At 63.2% G+C, this 18,885-nt stretch carries 22 protein-coding genes; 10 read left to right on the forward strand and 12 right to left on the reverse strand.

Annotation, left to right across the window (positions count from 1 at the left end; genetic code table 11):
- Positions 1-24 precede the first annotated feature (24 nt).
- Entirely contained in the window at positions 25-390 is a 366-nt protein-coding gene (locus NLM33_RS03425; RefSeq protein WP_254094692.1) for a hypothetical protein, read from the reverse strand.
- Between the two features lie 160 nt (positions 391-550).
- Here NLM33_RS03425 and NLM33_RS03430 point away from each other — a divergent pair, with 160 nt between their 5' ends.
- Entirely contained in the window at positions 551-973 is a 423-nt protein-coding gene (locus NLM33_RS03430; RefSeq protein WP_254094694.1) for an MAPEG family protein, read from the forward strand.
- A gap of 36 nt (positions 974-1,009) precedes the next feature.
- A complete protein-coding gene (locus NLM33_RS03435) occupies positions 1,010-2,308 on the forward strand; it encodes an RsmB/NOP family class I SAM-dependent RNA methyltransferase (RefSeq protein WP_254094696.1) in 1,299 nt (432 codons plus the stop codon).
- Between the two features lie 163 nt (positions 2,309-2,471).
- Here NLM33_RS03435 and NLM33_RS03440 read toward each other — a convergent pair whose 3' ends face one another.
- A complete protein-coding gene (locus NLM33_RS03440) occupies positions 2,472-2,681 on the reverse strand; it encodes a cold-shock protein (RefSeq protein WP_254094698.1) in 210 nt (69 codons plus the stop codon).
- A gap of 416 nt (positions 2,682-3,097) precedes the next feature.
- Between NLM33_RS03440 and guaA the strand changes: the two genes are divergently transcribed.
- The 3 genes from guaA to NLM33_RS03455 all read left to right on the forward strand — a co-directional run bounded on the left by guaA (position 3,098) and on the right by NLM33_RS03455 (position 6,334).
- Positions 3,098-4,696, forward strand: a complete 1,599-nt coding sequence (gene guaA / locus NLM33_RS03445) for a glutamine-hydrolyzing GMP synthase (protein WP_254094700.1) — start codon at positions 3,098-3,100, stop codon at positions 4,694-4,696.
- A gap of 47 nt (positions 4,697-4,743) precedes the next feature.
- Entirely contained in the window at positions 4,744-5,688 is a 945-nt protein-coding gene (locus tag NLM33_RS03450; RefSeq protein WP_254094702.1) for a hypothetical protein, read from the forward strand.
- A gap of 238 nt (positions 5,689-5,926) precedes the next feature.
- Positions 5,927-6,334, forward strand: coding sequence for a hypothetical protein (locus NLM33_RS03455; RefSeq protein ID WP_254094704.1), 408 nt, complete (start codon positions 5,927-5,929; stop codon positions 6,332-6,334).
- Positions 6,335-6,423: 89 nt separating this feature from the next.
- Here the strand turns inward: NLM33_RS03455 and NLM33_RS03460 are convergent, their stop codons facing one another.
- Both NLM33_RS03460 and NLM33_RS03465 read right to left on the reverse strand, forming a co-directional pair.
- Entirely contained in the window at positions 6,424-6,822 is a 399-nt protein-coding gene (locus NLM33_RS03460) for an MAPEG family protein (RefSeq protein ID WP_254094706.1), read from the reverse strand.
- Positions 6,823-6,986: 164 nt separating this feature from the next.
- The gene (locus tag NLM33_RS03465; RefSeq protein WP_254094708.1) at positions 6,987-7,487 is read right to left on the reverse strand and encodes a peptide deformylase; all 501 of its coding nucleotides are present in this window, start codon (positions 7,485-7,487) and stop codon (positions 6,987-6,989) included.
- A 138-nt stretch (positions 7,488-7,625) separates the two neighbouring features.
- On the opposite strand from NLM33_RS03465, the gene NLM33_RS03470 reads away from it, so the two are divergent.
- On the forward strand, positions 7,626-8,381 hold the full coding sequence (locus NLM33_RS03470) for an SDR family oxidoreductase (protein ID WP_254094710.1): 756 nt from the start codon (positions 7,626-7,628) through the stop codon (positions 8,379-8,381).
- Between the two features lie 9 nt (positions 8,382-8,390).
- Here the strand turns inward: NLM33_RS03470 and NLM33_RS03475 are convergent, their stop codons facing one another.
- Complete coding sequence (locus NLM33_RS03475; protein ID WP_254094712.1) at positions 8,391-9,365, reverse strand: LysR family transcriptional regulator; 975 nt, start codon at positions 9,363-9,365, stop codon at positions 8,391-8,393.
- Positions 9,366-9,453: 88 nt separating this feature from the next.
- Between NLM33_RS03475 and NLM33_RS03480 the strand changes: the two genes are divergently transcribed.
- Both NLM33_RS03480 and NLM33_RS03485 read left to right on the forward strand, forming a co-directional pair.
- Entirely contained in the window at positions 9,454-10,284 is an 831-nt protein-coding gene (locus NLM33_RS03480) for a class I SAM-dependent methyltransferase (protein WP_254094714.1), read from the forward strand.
- Between the two features lie 11 nt (positions 10,285-10,295).
- Positions 10,296-10,820, forward strand: coding sequence for a hypothetical protein (locus NLM33_RS03485; protein WP_254094716.1), 525 nt, complete (start codon positions 10,296-10,298; stop codon positions 10,818-10,820).
- Position 10,821: 1 nt separating this feature from the next.
- On the opposite strand, the gene NLM33_RS03490 is transcribed toward NLM33_RS03485, so the two are convergent.
- Together NLM33_RS03490 and NLM33_RS03495 are read right to left on the reverse strand one after the other, a co-directional pair.
- Complete coding sequence (locus NLM33_RS03490) at positions 10,822-11,229, reverse strand: GFA family protein (protein WP_256570511.1); 408 nt, start codon at positions 11,227-11,229, stop codon at positions 10,822-10,824.
- 155 nt (positions 11,230-11,384) lie between these two features.
- Positions 11,385-12,005 carry an ABATE domain-containing protein gene (locus tag NLM33_RS03495; RefSeq protein ID WP_254094719.1) on the reverse strand — a complete coding sequence of 207 codons (621 nt, stop codon included), beginning with the start codon at positions 12,003-12,005 and terminating at the stop codon, positions 11,385-11,387.
- A 357-nt stretch (positions 12,006-12,362) separates the two neighbouring features.
- On the opposite strand from NLM33_RS03495, the gene NLM33_RS03500 reads away from it, so the two are divergent.
- A complete protein-coding gene (locus NLM33_RS03500) occupies positions 12,363-13,217 on the forward strand; it encodes an alpha/beta fold hydrolase (protein ID WP_254094720.1) in 855 nt (284 codons plus the stop codon).
- Positions 13,218-13,285: 68 nt separating this feature from the next.
- Positions 13,286-14,260 carry a zinc-binding alcohol dehydrogenase family protein gene (locus NLM33_RS03505; RefSeq protein WP_254094721.1) on the forward strand — a complete coding sequence of 325 codons (975 nt, stop codon included), beginning with the start codon at positions 13,286-13,288 and terminating at the stop codon, positions 14,258-14,260.
- A 126-nt stretch (positions 14,261-14,386) separates the two neighbouring features.
- On the opposite strand, the gene NLM33_RS03510 is transcribed toward NLM33_RS03505, so the two are convergent.
- Genes NLM33_RS03510 through glnH form a run of 5 tightly spaced genes read right to left on the reverse strand, consistent with a single transcriptional unit; the run spans position 14,387 to position 18,560 of the window.
- Positions 14,387-15,304, reverse strand: a complete 918-nt coding sequence (locus tag NLM33_RS03510; protein WP_254094722.1) for a MurR/RpiR family transcriptional regulator — start codon at positions 15,302-15,304, stop codon at positions 14,387-14,389.
- Between the two features lie 14 nt (positions 15,305-15,318).
- Positions 15,319-16,377, reverse strand: a complete 1,059-nt coding sequence (locus NLM33_RS03515; protein ID WP_254094723.1) for a C45 family peptidase — start codon at positions 16,375-16,377, stop codon at positions 15,319-15,321.
- Positions 16,367-17,095: a glutamine ABC transporter ATP-binding protein GlnQ gene (gene glnQ / locus NLM33_RS03520; RefSeq protein WP_254094725.1), complete on the reverse strand. Its 729-nt coding sequence runs from the start codon at positions 17,093-17,095 to the stop codon at positions 16,367-16,369. Before glnQ ends, NLM33_RS03515 begins: the two co-directional genes overlap by 11 nt.
- Positions 17,092-17,748 (reverse strand): glutamine ABC transporter permease GlnP, encoded by a 657-nt coding sequence (gene glnP / locus NLM33_RS03525; protein ID WP_254094727.1) that lies wholly within the window; start codon positions 17,746-17,748, stop codon positions 17,092-17,094. The genes glnQ and glnP overlap by 4 nt, the downstream gene beginning before the upstream one ends.
- Before the next feature lie 59 nt (positions 17,749-17,807).
- Positions 17,808-18,560 (reverse strand): glutamine ABC transporter substrate-binding protein GlnH, encoded by a 753-nt coding sequence (gene glnH / locus NLM33_RS03530; RefSeq protein WP_254094729.1) that lies wholly within the window; start codon positions 18,558-18,560, stop codon positions 17,808-17,810.
- Positions 18,561-18,885 lie beyond the last annotated feature (325 nt).

An 18,885-nucleotide genomic window follows, 5' to 3' on the forward strand; every position in this document is an offset into this window, starting at 1 on the left:
ACAGCACGCGACCGTGCCTTCGATTTATGCGAGCCGCTGGTTGCGGTCGGTGTGGAGCTCGATCTGGGTGCCAGAAGCCTCCACTAAAGTCCCTCTGGGTAAGCGAATTTCGAATTCGGCCGCCGGCTTGGAGGGATTGAGCCCGAGATAGGCGAGCGCGACGTGGGGCATGTCGTAGGCGACGAAGGCTGACAGCCCCAGGGCAGCCAGTGCTGCGATCCCATGTCGTACGATATCGCGCCGGGTGCGGTAGCCGGTGCGGAAATAGACGGTGAGGCTGATCGCGACCGCCAGGGCCGCCGCGACGCCTGAAAGCGCCGACATCAGGATTCCGAGCCCGCCGTCGGCGGAATCACTGAACAGGGCGGAGAGGGACGACAACAGGAGCATGGTGGCGCCTTGCGGGTCGCGCGCGAGGAGAGGCCAAAATCGCTTTAACTATCGATAGTTGGTCGCAGATGCGGGAACGGTGGTTCAAGTCGTTGATTGTCAGGGCCAGCGGTGGCGGCTAATGACGGTTTCGCCCTCGCACCAAGCGGGAAGGATTCCGATGTCCGTTCAAATGGTTTTGCTGCCGGTCTTCGTTCAGGTCGCGCTGACTTTCGCGCTCCTGATCTGGATGGCGCTGGCGCGGCGCGAGACGCTGGTCTCGGGCGAGACCAAGATCCGCGACATTGCGCTGGGCGAACAGAACTGGCCGAAGCGCGCCACGCAGATCGCCAATTGCTTTGCCAACCAGTTCGAGCTGCCGGTGCTGTTCTACGTGCTGATCGCGCTGGCGCTGCCGCTGCGCCATGCCGATCTCGTCATCGTGCTGATGTCCTGGGTGTTCGTGGTGGCGCGGTTCGCCCATGCCGGCGTCTTCGTCAACTCGAACGACCTCGGCCAGCGCTCGACCATCTGGCTCGCCGGCATGCTCGTGCTGCTCGCGATGTGGATCTACTTCGCACTGAAGATTTTGTTGCTGATTTGAGCGTTTCCCGCGCCGATCCTGATCTGAAAGATTCAAATGACCCCTGCTGCCCGGCTGTCCGCGGCCATCGAACTGATCGACACCATCGAGAGAGACCGCGTGCCCGCGGCGAAGGCGCTGAAGGAGTGGGGCACCGCGCATCGCTTCGCCGGCTCCGGCGACCGCGCGGCGATCGCCGGCCTCGTCTGGGACGTGCTGCGCCGCTACGCCTCCAGCGCGTATCTCATGGACGCTGACACCGCGCGGGCGCGCCTGATCGGCATGCTGCGCCTGGAGCGTGACATGGACACGCCGACCATGGCCGCGCTGTTCGACGGCAACCGCTATGCGCCGGAGCCCTTGAGCGAGGCCGAGCAGGCCGCACTCGCCTCGCGTTCCCTGAAGGACGCACCGGCTTCGGTCGCCGGCGACTATCCCGAGTGGCTCGATCCGTACCTTGCCAAGGTCTTTGGCGAGGACCGTGCAGCGGAAGCGACCGCGATGGCGAGCCGCGCGCCGCTGGATCTGCGCGTCAATACGCTGAAAGGCAGTCGTGACAAGGTTCTCGGCCGATTATCTCATTTGAAGGCGCAGCCGACGCCGTGGTCGCCGAACGGCCTGCGCATCGAGCTTGGCGCGGACGCGCGCAATCCCGGCATCCAGTCGGAAGAGGATTTCATCAAGGGCGCCATTGAAGTTCAGGATGAAGGCTCGCAGCTTGCGGCGTTGTTCACGGCCGCAAAACCCGGCGAGCAGGTAATCGATCTCTGCGCCGGTGCCGGCGGCAAGACGCTGGCGCTCGCCGCCCTCATGCAGGGCAAGGGACGGTTGATCGCGACCGACCGCGACAAGCGCCAGCTCGCCCCGATCCACGAGCGGCTGTCGCGCGCCGGCGTCCACAATGCGGAGATCCGCACGCCCAAGGGCGAGGCCGATCCGCTCGCAGATATTCGCAGCACCGCCGACCTCGTCGTGATCGACGCCCCCTGCACGGGAACCGGCACCTGGCGCCGCAATCCCGACGCCAAATGGCGCATGCGCCCCGGTGCCCTGGAGATCCGGCTGAAGGACCAGGCCGAAGTGCTCGAGCGCGCCGCGCCGCTGGTGAAGGCGGGCGGCCGCATCGCCTACATCACCTGCTCGGTGCTGTCGGAGGAGAACGGCGAGCAGGTGCGGGCGTTCGTGGCGCGCCATCCGGAGTTCTCGGTCGTGCCGAGTGAGCAGACCGCGAGCGTGCTCTGGGACAAGGCGGAGGATTTCACGCAAGCCGCGCTGCAATCCGCCGAAGGCTGGCTGATGACGCCAAGGCGCACAGGGACGGATGGGTTCTTCGTCTCGGTGCTGAAGAAGGCCTAGCTCTCGTAGGTGGGTTAGCCATCCTACGCACCGCGACTGCAGGGCCACCATCCCGCCTAAAACAAAAGCCCCGCGCACCGAAGCTCGGTGGCGGGGCTTGATCGCTTACGCTCTGCCAGTACGTCCGTGGTCAGAGCGCTCTGATGCGTCGCGCGCGGGCGGACTAGCCGGCGCGGAGGTTGTCGGCCGAAGACTTGCCGCTGCGGCGGTCTGCGACGATGTCGAACGACACCTTCTGGCCTTCGTTGAGGGTGCTGAGACCAGCGCGTTCAACCGCGCTGATGTGCACGAAGACGTCCTTGTCGCCGTCGTCCGGCTGGATGAAGCCGAAGCCCTTCTGATTGTTGAACCACTTCACGGTGCCCATAGCCATGGGAATTTCCTTTGTTTGAGAAGTACGCACGTGGACCGGTACGCATCAGTGCGTCCACGATCCGGATTGGTCGATGTTTTGGGAGAAATCATCTGAAGCGTGCGCGCCTGTCAAAAACGAGGCGAAGCGGCCCAGTCGTTCGGCCAAGTATCGATGGTCAAATATAGCCAGAAAATGCTGCTGTTTCAAGGCGGCACGCGCGGCTCGGGAAATCGTATGACTTTTCTAGTCTTCGCTGCATATTGGGTCTGCCGGCCTTGTCCGCGCAGCTCGGCGGTGTCGGGTGGGTGCGGCACAAGTGAGCCTTTGCTCACTTGCGGTGGATCCGGCCATTTCCCCCGAAACTGGCCAAAAATCCGGCGGGAAAGCCGGTTTCCGGCATTGCGGGGGCGTTCCCGCTCGCGTATCTGCTTGCCATGACAGCAGCACAGAACGACCGCTCCCCGTCGTCGCCCCATGTGGCCTCGGCGCATGACAAGATTCTCATCGTCGACTTCGGTAGCCAGGTGACGCAGCTCATTGCGCGTCGTGTGCGCGAGGACGGCGTCTATTGCGAGATCGTCCCGTTCAACAAGGCCGAAGAGGCCTTCAAGGAGATGAAGCCGAAAGCGGTGATTCTCTCCGGCGGACCGGAATCGGTGCATGAGGAGGGCTCGCCCCGCGCGCCCCAACTGATCTTCGCCTCCGGCGTGCCCGTGATGGGCATCTGCTATGGCCAGATGACCATGGCGGCCCAGTTGGGCGGCGAGGTCGAGGGCGGCCATCACCGCGAATTCGGCCGCGCTGATGTCGAGGTGAAGGCCGAGAGCAAGCTGTTCGAGGACACCTGGAAGCTCGGCGGCAAGCATCAGGTCTGGATGAGCCACGGCGACCGCATCACCAGGATGCCGCCGGGCTTCACGGTGGCCGGCACCTCGCCGAATGCGCCGTTCGCGATCATCCAGGACGAGAAGCGCAAGTACTACGGGTTGATGTTCCATCCCGAGGTGGTGCACACGCCGGATGGCGCAAAACTGATCCGCAACTTCGTGCGCAAGATCGCAGGCCTTAGCGGCGATTGGACCATGCGCGCCTTCCGCGAGGAGGCGATCCAGAAGATCCGCAACCAGGTAGGCAAGGGCAGGGTGATCTGCGGCCTTTCCGGCGGCGTCGATTCAGCGGTCGCAGCCGTGCTGATCCATGAGGCGATCGGCGACCAGCTCACCTGCGTGTTCGTCGATCATGGCCTGCTCCGCCTCGATGAGGCCAAGACCGTGGTCGACCTGTTCCGCCACCACTACAACATCCCGCTCGTGCACGTGGATGCCTCGAAGCAGTTCCTCGGCGAGCTCGAAGGCGTCACCGACCCCGAAGTGAAGCGCAAGACCATCGGTCGTCTCTTCATCGACGTGTTCGACGCGGAGGCGAAGAAGATCGGCGGCGCCGACTTCCTCGCGCAAGGCACGCTCTACCCCGACGTGATCGAGAGCGTCTCCTTCACCGGCGGCCCCTCGGTGACGATCAAGTCGCACCACAATGTCGGCGGCTTACCTGCGCGCATGAACATGAAGCTCGTCGAGCCCCTGCGCGAGCTCTTCAAGGACGAGGTGCGCGCGCTCGGCCGCGAGCTCGGCCTGCCCGAAATCTTCGTCGGCCGTCACCCGTTCCCCGGCCCGGGCCTCGCCATCCGCTGCCCCGGCGACATCACGCGCGACAAGCTCGACATCCTGCGCAAGGCCGATGCCGTCTACATCGACCAGATCCGCAAGCACGGCCTCTACGACGAGATCTGGCAGGCGTTTGCCGTGCTGCTGCCGGTGAAGACAGTCGGCGTCATGGGCGACGGCCGCACCTACGACTACGTCGTCGGCCTGCGCGCCGTGACCTCCACCGACGGCATGACCGCGGACTTCTACCAGTTCGACATGAAATTCCTGGGCGAGACCGCCACGCGCATCATCAACGAGGTGAAGGGCGTGAACCGGGTGGTGTACGACGTCACCAGCAAGCCGCCGGGGACAATTGAGTGGGAGTGAGGGAGAGGCTTGGAGAATCCGAGCCATCCAGGGAGAGACACGATCGCATGTGGTCCTCTAAGAGCGACCAAAGTCAGAGCTTCGAGAGCTGGCCAATCGTGCGTTCTCAGCCTGCCGGGAGGACATATGGTCGCTCGATCTCCCTCTTCATCAATAATATGGAATGCCATCTCACCACCGTGGACGTGTATGAAGATGGCTCCATAGATTGCTGGGGATTCGTCGACAGGGCGCTGTTCAAGACGAAGGTGGGTGCTCGATGGGTCGTCTCTGGTCAAGCAAGGGACCAGCTGTTGTCCGTCTTTAACTTCGGTGCCGCTCGCGTAAATGACGCCAAGTGGTTTCAGCCCCAACACAGAATAGTGGAACAAGTCGATGCGATAATCGGATTCTTGAATCCCTCTATGCAGGGCTTGATCGATATGCACGGATCCGATGTTGAGCTTCGCGGCAAGGTACATACCGCAAAAATGGGGCTTTCTGACAAGAAGGCCTTTCGGATCGCTGATGCAACAAACGAGGAAATTCTGGCCGACAGCGTGCCGGTTCTTAAGCTGACGAACCGAGGGGCGCAGTTGACTCGGCTATTCGTGTTTGCCGATGGTCTGTTGCGGATCGGTCCTAACGGCGATCTTTTCCCGCTTGAAGAGTTGTCTTCGCGATACGTCGACGGAGAGATATGCAATCAAATTTCAGCCGGAAGTCTGATCGAATTGCCGGGGCTAGGCGAGTTCCGGCCAGCCGACGTATTCGGGTTCATCTCCGTCCACGACCGGATTGGCGAAGTTCATGACGTGCTCGATAAACTGAACGGTGGCCCCGGCGCCGTTCGGCGCTGTGCTCAAGCCTTTACGAAGTATGAGCGTGAACCGACACCTCAGATGAAGGATGCCTTGCGCGCGGCATATGAGGCCGTTCCTGAACACCTGCGTTGCTATTGTGGGGATATGGATACACGCGATACGGCCATCCGAAAGGTGCTTTTCGGGTAGTTGGTTGCCGCCTTGGAGAGCGCGTAGGATGGGTAGAGCGCAGCGAAACCCATGGTGATCGGGAACGGGATTGATGGGTATCGCTTTGCTCCACCCATCCTACGAGCTATCAACCGATAGGGGCATGAATTCACCGATGGCGGCGCAGAGTTGATGCCGCATTGACCGGTTGGGAGGCAGTCACTTGAAACGGTCCGCCGTGTGGTTTGCGTTGGTGGGGCCGGCGATCGGATTCGCGATGATGTTTGCCGTCTCGCTTGCGGGAATTTCCTGGCAAGTAGTCACGAGGCGAAGCGACGCCGTTCTGCTGGATGCCTCCCTGGTGTCAACCGCGCTTGGTGTCCTGACGCTCATCCCTATGCTTTTGATCGGGGCCTATGTCGTCGGGGCGCCCGCTGCCCTTGCCGTCGGCGCGGCGACGCGATTGATGTCGAATCGCGCCTTCTCGAAGTTATGGATCGTCGCCGCCAATCTTCTCATCGGAGCCGGGATCAGCATGGCGACGATCTATTGGCTCGATGAATTCGTGATCCCGCATCCCCATTTGGGTTCGGCGCCCATGTTTGGTCCGCGCATGTGGGTCGTCGTCGGAGGCGTTGGCGCCGCGTCGGCGGTGATGTGCACGCTGGCCGCCATGCGTCGCTAGCTTGTAGGATGGGTAGAGCGCAGCGAAACCCATCGCGCTTGAAAACGGGATTGATGGGTATCGCTTCGCTCCACCCTTCCTAACGCGCTTCAGTGGGAGACGAAAGGTGCGGTCAGAACGGCGAGCATGCCAAAGGCAGCGATGTTCCAGAACAGCGAGCGGACGAGCGGTATTCCCGATATATAGAGTGCGGTGTAGGCGATGCGTCCGCCAAGATAGGCGATCGATCCCCATTGGGTCAGCTCATTGTGAGCGCCTGAGACGTGAGCGATGAGAATCGCGGCGGCAAAGAACGGAAAGGTCTCCATGTAGTTGCGGAAGTTTCGGTTGACGCGACCGGGGAGGGGTCTGAGCGGCGGCATCTCGACATCGCGCGGGCTCGCGGCCCATCTGAGGCCGTACTGCACGTTTGCGGCTTGCGCAGCGGCGACGAGCTGAAGGAAGCCCCAGACAGTTGCGCCTGCCAGCATCGATAGCTCGAAGCTCATTCCCATCTTGCATCCCCTGAAAGCGGTACTGCAAATTTCGGGTCCGCCTGTGCCAAACGGCAAGATCAGTCGAGCCCGTAGGGTGGATTAGCCGGAGGCGTAATCCACCAATGCTGTCGTCGAGCCGTGTGCGTGATGGTGGGTTACGCTTTCGCTAACCCACCCTACGATCCCCGCGCCATCTTCTCAAACTTCTTCACCAGCCGCTCCCGCTTCAGCCGCGATAGCCGCTGAATCCAGAACGTCCCATCGAGCTGATCGATCTCGTGCTGATGACACACTGCACGTAACCCATCCGACTCCTCGGTTTGCATGTTGCCGTCGACATCCTGATAGCTGATCCGCACGCGCGCGTGGCGCTGGACCTCGTCGTTGACGCCGGGCATCGAGACGCTGCCTTCGCGGTGCAGGATCATCTCGGATGAAGCCCACTCGATCTCGGGATTGACGTAGGTTCGCACGCCGTCCTTGGCGTCGAGCTCGAGCACCACGACCCGCAAGGGAACGCCGATATGCGGCGCCGTGATCCCGATCCCGGGTGCGGCGCGCATCGTCTCGAGCAAATCTTTTGCAAGGTCTCGCAACGCGTCGTCGAACACGGTCACGGGCCGTGCCGGGATCGCGAGCCGGCGGTCGGGATAGCGGACGATGGGGCGGATGGTCATGATCAACCTCTTACCCCGGAACCCGCGATCAAATCTACGCGCGCGGCAAAATGCGACATCAAGTAGTCGGATGCGCGCGGCAAACTGCACAATTGGGGCCCGCATTTTCCTTTCTAACTCGTCGACAAAGGAGGTCCCATGAAGATCGTCGTCATCGGTGGCACCGGCCTGATCGGCTCGAAAGTGGTCGCCATTCTGCGCCAGGGTGGCCACGACGTCGTCGCCGCCTCGCTCAAGAGCGGCGTCAACATCATCACCGGCGAAGGGCTGAAGGATGCCATGAGCGGCGCGGAAACCGTGGTCGACCTTGCCAATTCGCCCTCGTTCGAAGACCAGGCCGTGCTGGAGTTCTTCCAGGCCGCCGGCCGCAACGTGCTCGCAGCGGAGGCCGCAGCCGGCGTTCGGCACCATGTCGCGCTCTCCATCGTTGGAACCGACCGGACACCCGAGAACGGCTATTTCCGCGCGAAGGTCGCCCAGGAGAAGCTGATCGAGGCCTCCCACATTCCCTACACCATCGTTCGCGCGACCCAGTTCATGGAGTTTCTCGGCGCCATCGCCGCATCGAGTGCGCAAGGAAACACGCTCAGGGTTTCACCTGGCCTGTTCCAGCCGATTGCAGCGGACGATGTCGCGAGGTCCATTGCCGATGTGGCGCTCGAACCGCCGCGAAACGGCATCGTCGAGATCGCCGGCCCGGACCGCGCGCCGTTCGACGAAATCGTCGCTCGCTATCTGAAGGCGACAGGTGACGCGCGCGCGGTCGTGCGCGATCCCGAGGCGCGATATTTTGGCGGCAAGGTCGAGCAGCATTCGCTGGTGCCGTTGGGCGAGGCGCGTCTCGGCCGGATCGGTCTTGACGATTGGCTCCGGCAGGCACGGGCGAAGGCCTGAGTGTTGGCGTCAGGCGCGCTTTGCACGCTTGTGCATGCGTTCTCTCCGGGCGTCCGTTTTGTCCCGCGACGTATCGGCGCCACGATATTTGACGTGCTCGATGAAGGCGCGCAGCTTTGGTAGGACCTGGCGCTTTCCCGGATAGTACAGAAAGACCCCCGGTCCCATGACGGCGAAGGGAGTGAGCAGCTTTAGCAATCGGCCGTCGGCAATCGCCGCTTCGGCGAGCGGGGCGGGCACCTGCGCAAGTCCGACACCTTTGATTGCGGCACCGAGCAGCGTGACATAATCGTGCGCGATGAGTGGCCCTGAGACGATGGCCTCGATCGCCTTGTTGCCATCGACGAAGGGCCAGGGCGCGATCGACCCGTTAGCGCGGCGCAGGCGTAGGCAGGCGTGGTCGCGAAGATCGTCGATTGCCGCCGGCCGCTTCCGCCCGCGCATGTAGTCGGGGCTGCCGACGACCAGAAACGGGAAAGGCTGCGTCAGCCGCACGGCGATCATATCCGGCGCGATGAGCTGGCCGAGACGGATGCCTGCATCGAAGCCGCCTGCGGCAAGATCGACCATCTCCTCGCTTGCGGCGATCTCCACCTCGATCTCGGGATAGGCCCGGCAGAAGGCGGCGATCACAGGCTCGAGGATCAGCGGCACGACCGAGCGGGGAACGGCGAGGCGTAACAGCCCGGCCGGTCGCCGCCCGAGATCACGTGCGGCCTCGCTGGCCGCGACGAGCTCCTCGAAGGCGGGCTTTGCGCGGGACAGGAATCGTTCGCCGGCTTCTGTCAATCCGACACTGCGCGTCGTGCGGGCGAACAGCGCCGCGCCGATGCGCGCCTCGAGCGTGCGCACCGCCTGGCTGACCGCCGACGGCGTCACCCCGAGCTCGGCGGCCGCGCGGCGAAAATTGCGGTGCTGGGCAACGGCGAGGAATGCCTCCACGCCGTCGAGCGCGCTCTGCCGGATTGTGAAGTTCTGCTTCATAGCCTGTCGACATTATCGCGGATAGTCGTCTGCCGGAAGCGGTCGTATGTGTTGCGGCGAGACCTGAAGCTTTCACGGAGTCCTGCAAATGACCGATGTCCTTGATGGCGTGCGCGACCATTACGCGGCGACCGGCCTGACCGGGCGGCTGAAGACGGCGCTCTCGGCCTTTGGGCCGGAGGGTCAGCGGCTCACGCCCCAGCAGCTTGCCGCTCTCGACCAGTTCCACACCCGTGGCATTGCGGCGACGGCCGAGCTCGCGAGGCTCGCGGGCGTCAGCGCCGAGATGTCGGTCCTCGATGTCGGCTCGGGCGTCGGCGGGCCGGCGCGCTTTCTCGCGTCGACCTGTGGCTGCCGGGTGACCGGCGTCGATCTCAGTGCCCCCTTCGTCGAAGCGGCGCGCTACCTGACCGCGCGCACGGGCTTGAGCGAACGCGTGTCGTTCGAGACGGCAAGCGCCTTCGAGCTGCCGTTCGACGCCGGCCGCTTCGACGTCGCCTGGCTCCAGCATGTAGCGATGAACATTCCTGACCGGGCGCGGCTCTATCGTGAGATCCGGCGCGTGCTGAAGGTCGGCGGCAGATTCGCGACCTACGACGTCGTTTTGGGCGGCGGCGAGCCGCTCTATCCGGTGCCGTGGGCGCGAACGTCGGCGACGAGCTTTCTGCTGTCAGCCGCAGCCACGCGCGAGGCGGTCGAGGCGGCAGGTTTCCGCACGCTGGTCTCGCAGGACGACAGCGAAGCCGCCAAGGCGTGGGTCGCCCAGCTCCGCGCGTCGGGGCCACCGCCGTCGCCAAACCTCGGCGTGGTGATGGGGCCGGACTTTGCCCAGCTCTCCGCCAATCTGGGACGAAATCTCCTGGAAGGCCGGCTCGGCATCCTGACCGCGGTGTTCGAGGCCGCACCAACTGCCACCTGAGGAGACGCCAGATGTCGACCGCAACCATCTTCCAGATCCATCTCGTTCTTGGCTATGTCCCGTGGCTGCTTCTCTTCGGCTCGTATGGCTGGCCCTGGCTCAAATCGATGGACCAGGTCGAGGCGCAACGCGTCATCGCCACCTTGCACAGCTTCCGCTTCTTCGGACTGGTCTTTCTGATCCCCGGCGTGGTCGGGCCCAATCTGCCCGCCGGTTTCGCCAGCTTCGCCGCCTATTTCGACTTCGCGACCGGACTTCTGGCGATGCTGGCGCTACTCACGGTGCGGATACGTCCGCTCTTCTGGCTGTTCGTCGTTGCCTTCAATCTCGTCGGGGCAGTCGACATCCTCGTCGACTACTATCACGGCAATCAGCTCGGCCTTGCGCCGCTGGCGGGGGAGCTGGGCGCCGTCTACGCGATCCCGATCATCTACGTGCCGCTGTTGATGATCACGCACGTGGCTGCGTTCTATCTGATGGTGCGTTCTCGCGGGTCGCAGCCGGCACTTCAGCGCGATGTCGCAGTGTCGCGTTGAGTTAGCTCGAATGCCATTCCGGCACCTTGGGCACGGCAGGATCGAGGAAATCCCAGGCGTATCCCCGTGCCGCGTAGAAGATGGCGGCGGGCCTGAACGACGCGGCGTCGTCGAGGCTGCCGACATAGATCCCGATGAATTCGGGCTTCTCGTCCGGCTTGTTGTAGATCGCGACGCCGCAGGTGGGACAAAAGCCCTTGCGCTTGGTCGCGCCGCGGTCGCTCGTGCGCGCGATTTCGCGAACCGTGCCCGTTAGCTCGAACGCGCTTCGTGGAAACACGAACACCGAGCTATGTCCCCCGCCGGAGTCCATCTGGCAATCCCGGCACTGACATTGGAAGCCGCGCACGGGCTCGGCATCGATGCTGTACCGAACCGCGTGACACGAACAGCCGCCTGAAAATCCCATGGTTTCGCCTCCCGAGCATCGCGGCCTGCCGCAGAGCTGTTTGCGCCGAAATGGTGGTAGGTGCGCAGCCGCGCAAGGTGCGGTGATCCCGCGTCGCGCATGGCAACGGACGGCAGCAGCGCGACGTCTCTGCGCCCGGGGCGGACGAGCGCGGCCTACTGCGCTCTGATCCGCTGACGGTGCGCGGCCTGTTTGGCGCGATTGCCACAGATGGCCATGCTGCACCAGCGTCGCCGATGACCGCGCGTGTGGTCGGCGAAGAGCAGCGTGCAGGCCGGCCCTTCGCAGGCCTTCACGTTCGAAAAATCTTCTACGCAGACGAATTGTGCCAGTGCCTCTCCGATGGGCGCGAGAAGGGCTTCGGGCGTACGCCATCGGCGGATCGACTGCCGCTGGAGAGGCGACGGTGCGCCTTTCGGCGCAGCCACGATGCGGTTGAAGGAATCATCCCGCTCCAGCAGGCGATTGAGCGGCTCGAGTTCGGCGAGACTCTTTGCCGTCAGGGCACGGCCCTTGTGCTTACGCACAAAGCCTCTGAACCACTCGCGTAGGCTCCTTGCCTGATCTGCGACCTTGTCGAGCTCGCCGGGCAGCGCCTTTGAGCGAATGCTCCCAAGCGCATCCGCAGGTACGAGCTGCGCCTGCTCGAGCCAGTTCAGCAGGCCCTCGCCATCATCGATCCAGTCGAAGGGCGTATCGACCGGCGTCGCGATTGAATTCACGAAATCCAGGCCGGGCGCATCGCCGACGAAGATCGCGGGAGGATGTTGGTTCATCGAAGGCTCCTGTTCCGGGCGTTGGCCCAACTCCATCACCCAACCGTGAACGTTGTTCCATAGATAACCGCTTTGTCCGTCGTTGACAAGTTACGTACGATCGAAGTAACCACATTGAAGCCAATAAAGAGGTTACCGACAGTAAGATTCTCTGGACGGAAAGCAGTGATGTCCCTGAACGATCTGAGCATGCTCATTGCCCACGGAACGGGGATCTTGCGATGGGCTTGGGCAAAGCTCGTCGGCTCCGTGGCCGCATTCCAAGGCGTAGAGGTGGCCCACGGCGAAATGGGGCGCCGGTCAAGCCGTAACCTGTGATTGACATTTTAAAAAGTTACGTAACGGAGGAGAAAGCTCATGGTTGCAATCAACTATCGCACTGCCGACGTCGACGGCTGGAAGATCTTCTATCGCGAAGCCGGCCGTCCGGAAGCGCCGACACTGCTGCTGCTGCACGGCTTCCCGAGCGCCGGCCACATGTTCCGCGATCTCATCCCGCTGCTCGCCGATCGCTTTCACATCGTAGCCCCCGATCTGCCCGGCTTCGGACAGTCGGACAAGCTGGCGCACGGTATGTTCGCCACCACCTTCGATCAGATTGCCGAGGTCATCGACCGCTTCACCGAGGTGATCGGGTTGGAGCGCTTTGCGGTCTATGTCTTCGATTACGGTGCGCCCACGGGCTTTCGGATCGCTGCAAAACATCCGGAGCGCATCGCGGCGATCATCTCGCAGAACGGCAACGCCTACGAAGAAGGTTTGAGCGACGGCTGGAATCCGATCCGGGCCTATTGGCAGGATGCGTCGGAGGAGAACCGGAAAGCGTTGCGCGCCTTCCTCAAGCCGGAGACGACGATCTGGCAATACACCCATGGCGTCCCCGACGCGACCAGGGTTTCGCCGGACGGCTATTCGCTCGACAACTACTATCTTGCGCGGCCCGGCGCCGACGAGGTGCAACTCGATTTGTTCGGCGACTACAAGAGCAACGTTGCGCTCTACCCGGCCTTCCAAAAATATTTCCGGACCCACAAGCCGCCGTTCCTGGCGGTATGGGGCAAGAACGATCCGTTCTTCCTGCCGGCAGGGGCGGAGGCCTTTAGGCGAGACATACCGAATGCAACGGTGCGTTTCTTCGACACCGGACATTTCGCGCTGGAGACACACGCCGCCGAGATCGCCGCTGCGATCCGCGATTTCCTTTCCCGCTGACTTCGCAACCGCGCCTGCCTCGCAAGCGCTGACCGTGGATACCGCTTAACCAAAGGAGACACATTGTCATGCGTGCCATCGTTCTCGAGAAATTCGGCGGGCTGGACAGCCTGGTCTACAAGGACATCCCGGAGCCGGAGCCCAAGCTCGGTCACGTCGTCATCGAGATCAAGGCGTTCGGCCTTAATCACGCGGAGCTGCACATGCGCCGCGGCGAGTGGGCGGAGGCCGCGCCAGTGAGCGGCATCGAATGCGTGGGCCTCGTGAAATCCTGTCCCGGCGGCGAATTTCCGGTCGGCGCGAAAGTCGCAGCGCTGATGGGCGGTCTCGGCCGTACCATCAATGGCAGCTACGCCCAATATACCCGCGTTCCCGTGTCGAATGTCGCGCTGATCGAGGCGGACTTGCCGTGGGCCGAGCTTGCGGCAATTCCCGAAACCTACGCGACCGCCTGGACCTGTCTCTTCCGCAATCTGGAGATCAGGAAGGGCCAGCTTCTCGTCATTCGCGGTGCGACCTCGTCCTTCGGCCAGGCCGCTCTCAAGCTGGCGGTCAACGCCGGGGTTCGCGTGATCGCGACCACCCGCAGCCGTGATCGTTTCGCGCTCCTGGAGAAGCTCGGCGCCGAGCGCTGCGAAATTGAGCGCGCCGACCTCTCGAAGCATATTGCCGAAGCAAAGCAGATCGATGCGGTGCTTGACCTCGTCGGCAACAGTGTGGTGCTGGATTCCCTTGCCATGCTTCGTCGCGGCGGCCGCTTGTGCCTGGCCGGCTGGCTCGGCGGCCTCGCTCCGATCCCCGACTTCAATCCGATGCTGCAGATGGCGAGCGGCGTCTACCTCACGTTCTTCGGCAGTTTCGTGTTCGGCACGCCGGGCTTCCCGCTGTCGGACGTGCCGCTTCAACAGATCGCGCAGGATGCAGCCGGCGGTCGGCTCGACGTCAAGCCGGCCCGCGTCTTTCGCTTTAACGAGATCCGCGAGGCGCACCGGGTCATGGAGGCCAATGAGGCGAGGGGAAAGATGGTCGTTGTCCACGACTGAGGAGCAATGCTTTCGACGGAGAATTCGAGCGAAATCAGTCGCGCTCGTCACGGGCGCCAGCCAGGGCATCGGAAAGGCCGTTGCCGTAGTGCGGTGGCGTTGCTGCATAAGCAGACCGCCGCGCAGTCAGCCGACCTCTATGTTCATCTCCGCAATCAGCCGCTCGCGACCCGCCAGGGAGTTCAGTGCCTTGTCACCCAATTCCCTCGCGACAAGGTTGAGCAGCGCTTCACAGAAGACGACATAGGCGCCCATGCTGTTCGAATAGAAGCTGCTTGCGTGGGGGATGAAAAACGCGTGCGTGGCAGGAGGTACGAGCGGTGACGACCGGGAATCCGTAATCGCGATAACCGTCTGGCCGTTCGAAGCCGCGACCCGGCCGACCTCCGCGACGCTGCGCGTATAGGGCGCACAGCTGGCGACGATGACGACGTCGCCCGGGTCGAGCTGTGACAATGCCTCGGCGACGCCGAGGCGCGGCGCGTCGAGAAGCGCGACGTCCGAGCGCACCATTCCCAGGCAATAGGTGAGAAAGCTCGCCAGCGAATGGAATTGGCGAACGCCATGGACACGAATACGGCGGGCGTTTGCCAGGAGCTTCGTGGCCCGTTGCAGAGCGGCTCCGTCGAGCTGTCCGAGGAATCCGTCGACATTCGCTGCCGTTTCCCGCGCGAGCTGCTCGAACGCCTGGACTTCGGCATTGCCGACGGACGGTGCGGCCATCAGCCGGCCGGCCTGGCGGCTATAGAAATACTGCTGCTCGTTCGCTATGGCCTTGCGGAAGACCGCCTGGAAATCGCTGAAGCCTTCGAAGCCGAGACGTTTCGCCAGTCTGGTCAGCGTCGACGGATTGATGCCGAACTGATTGGCAAGCTCCGAGATCGAGCGAACCGCCGACTGCTCCGGCGCTTCCACCAGCTTTGCGAATACATCATGCGCTTTGGAGCCGAGCGAAAAGCCTGCCTCGTCGCGACCGACCGAGAGCGCGAGTGCCCTGAGATCCTCGATGGTGCGCGGCGGCTCCGCGACGGCTTCCTCTGGCATCACCCCGTTCCTGTTTACGCCGCGAAGGGCACCAGCCCATCCCGCATATCGAAGCGAGCTGCTTCGTGCGCTCCATCGTAGACAGACCACTCGACCTTGTCAGCCCCGACCCGGAAGACGGCGCTTGCGAGCGTGTTCTCGACGTCGCTGTCGGCCGGGTCCGTGCGGTAGATCGGCAATTCCGCGTCGACTGCGTCCCACAATATGCCGAGCGCACGGCCTTGCGGCTCCGACTGGTGCGTTTCACCGAGCAGCATCTCGCCGCGGCGTTGTCGCACGCCGGACGAGCCGGTGACGATCTGCGACATGCGTCCGGTGTCGGCATGGATCAGATGATTCGAATGGACGCGCGGCGCTTCGACCCGATCGACCGACAGGGCCCGGGCGGTGAACTCGACGCTGAGCAGCCGCTCGTCCCCGGCTTGCGCCAAAGTCAGGTGAAATGCGCCGGCGCGCGGGGCGGATTTGAGCACGGTGAGTGCCGCGTCGAGGTCCGGTGCGTCGAGTATCGCGCGGGCGAGCACCATGCGCGGCGCGCCGGCGCCGCCGGCCAGCGGCCTGATATTGTTGACGGTCTGGACCACTCCCTTCGACGTGGCCGCAAAAGTGTGTCCCGGAAGCGAGCCTGGGTACACAAAGGCGGTGAACGGTGTGCCGCCTTCGGATGCAAGATGGGCAAGGGCGCAGTGGCCGGCAAAGTCGGGGGCGCCATCCTCGTTGTGGCCGATCACATGCGGAAAGCCGGGCAATTGCACGGTCGTGCAGCCGTCCGGCGCCATCGCCCAGATATCGCCGCGGCAGTTCCACAGGAAAACGTCGTCGAACGGCAGCGCCAGCCCGACGGCGAGGCCCTGCAGCTCAGCCCAGTATCTTGGAAACCGTTCCCGGACGATGGCCGCCATCTCGCCGATCAAGGGATCGCCGCGGCGCGTGGCGAGTTCGCGCCACGCGGCCGAGGTACGGAAATGGTCCTGCAAGGCCGCTCGGCCGAAGCGCCCAAGAGCAGCTCCGACATCAAATGGCGAACCTGCGACATCGATGAAGGAAAGCCGGCGGCCGGCGTCATACGACATGTTGCAGAAACTCTTTCAAGCGGGGGTTTTGCGGGTTTGCCAGCAGCTCCCGTGGCTCGCCGTCGACTGCGATCTTGCCGCCTTCCATGAAGATCAGCCTGGTGCCGACCTTGCGGGCGAAGGCCATCTCGTGGGTGACCACGATCATGGTCATGCCTTCCTCGGCCAGCGACTGCATGACGCGCAGCACTTCATGCCTCAGTTCTGGATCGAGTGCGGACGTGGGCTCGTCGAACAGCATCAGCTTCGGCTTGACGGCAAGCGCGCGGGCGATCGCGACGCGTTGCTGCTGGCCGCCGGAAAGTTCGCTCGGATAGTGGTGAGCGCGGTCGGCGAGGCCGACCTTGGCGAGCATTTCCAGCGCCCGCTTTCGCGCATCCTCCCGCGACTCGCCGCGCACGCGGCGCGGGCCGAAGGCGACGTTCTCGAGCGCCGTCATTTGTGGAAACAGGTTGAATTGCTGGAAGACCATGCCGGCTTCCTGTCGGATCATGCGGACCATGCGGCCGCCGGCCTTGACGCTGATGCCGTCGACGACGAGATCACCGCCATTGATCTCCTCCAGCGCGTTGATGCAGCGGAGTAGCGTCGACTTGCCGGAACCGGAGGGACCGATCAACACGACTTTCTCGCCAGCCTCTATCGACAGGTCGACCTGGTCGAGGATCGTGACCTGGCCGAACCGCTTGGTGACCTTCTTGAACTCCACGATGCTCACAGGATGCGCATCCTCTTTTCGGTCATCCTGAGGATAAGCGTGAGCGCGCCGGTCATGATGAGGTAGAACATCGCCACGGCGGACCAGATTTCGACGGCGCGAAAGTTGGCCGCCATGATTTCCTGGCCTTGCCGCGTGAGTTCGCCGACACCGATGACGATGAAGAGCGACGTATCCTTCAGGCTGACGATGAACTGGTTGCCGAGCGCCGGAATCATGCGGCGGAAGGCGAGCGGGCCGATGATGTAGAGAAGCACCTTCCAGAGTGGCAGGCCGAGCGCCAGACCGGCTTCCCGCAATCCTTTATGGACGGAGAGAAACGAGCCGCGCACGATCTCGGCGATATAGGCTCCGGCGTTGACGACGATGGCCATGATTGCCGCCGCGAGCGGGTAAATGCGGACGTTCGCGAGGATCGGCAACGCGAAATAGATGAACATCACCTGCACGATGATCGGCGTGCCGCGTATGAGCTCGACATAGGCGAAGGCTATGGCGTTGAGGACGGCATTGCCGTAGGCGCGCGCCAGGCCGGCCGCGAAGCCGATCAGCAGTCCGCCGGCGAGCCCGGCCAGCGCGATCAGCACGGTGAGGCGGGCACCCTTCAAGAGCTCAGGCAGGGCCTGCCAGATAACCGACCACTCGAAATCCATGAGAGCTTTCCTCTAGGGAAGGCGCGCCGGTCATGCCGGCGCGCGCCGCAAAACCCGGATCAGCTCTTCGGCGGCTCGGCGCCGAACCACTTCTTGTAGATGGCGGTGTAGGTGCCGTCGCCCTTCAGCTTGACCAGCGAGGCGTTGACCTTGGCGATGAGCTCACTGCCCTTCGGGAAGGCCATGCCATATTGCTGGGCCATCATTTGCGGACCGACGGTCTTCACTTTCCCCTGACCGTTGGTCTTGATGTAGTAGAGGACGTTGGGAGTGTCGTGCATCGCGGCGTCCGCGCGTCCGGTCGCGACTTCGAGATAGGCGTTGTCGCTGTTGGGGAAGAGGCGAAGCTCCGTCCCCTTGAAGTGCTCCTTGGCGTAGTCGGTTGCCGACGTGCCGGTCTTCACGGCAAGCGTCTTGCCGGCAAGGTCTTCCGGACCCTTGATCGTGCTGTTGACCGGCACCATCAGCAGGAAGCCGCTGTCGTAATAGCCGTCCGAAAAGTCGATGACCTTCTTGCGCTCGTCCTTGATGGTGATGCCGGCCAGCCCGACGTCGACCTGCTTGGTCTGGAGCGCCGGGATGATGCCGTTGAAGTCCATCGGCTGCAGCGTGTAGGTCACGCCGATATCCTTGGCGATGGCGGCCCACAGGTCGATGTCGAAGCCGACATACTTGTCACCATCCTTGAACTCGAACGGAACGAAGGCCGTGTCTGTTGCGACGATCAGATCGCCGGCACGAGCGGGCTGGCCGAGGGCCAGGGTTGCCGCGACGGCCGCGGCGGCGGACAGGCTGGCAAGCGCGAACTTCATTTTAGGGGTCCCCTTTTGTTGGGATTGCCACGAAACCCCCACATCGTCGCACAGATGACGAAAATATAAAATGCATCTTTTTATGCAATGCATTGGAAATTTGCGTATTTTTGTGGCGGTTGATCCCGGTCGGTTTCGGGGGCTGCCCTAGATGGAAGCCCGTCAGTGCACCGTCTCCGCACATCGCCAGGCAAGGCGCCGCGGTCCGCCGGCTACTTTGCATGGGGTTGTTTTCGGGTTTTTGGTTTTGGGGCATAAGCCCTCGAGCCGGACCTATTTCATCCGCGGCCTTGAACGTCGATCCGGCGTCAACGATGCTTCGGAT

The organism is Bradyrhizobium sp. CCGUVB1N3 (assembly GCF_024199925.1).
In the GTDB taxonomy this organism is placed as follows: Bacteria; Pseudomonadota; Alphaproteobacteria; order Rhizobiales; family Xanthobacteraceae; genus Bradyrhizobium.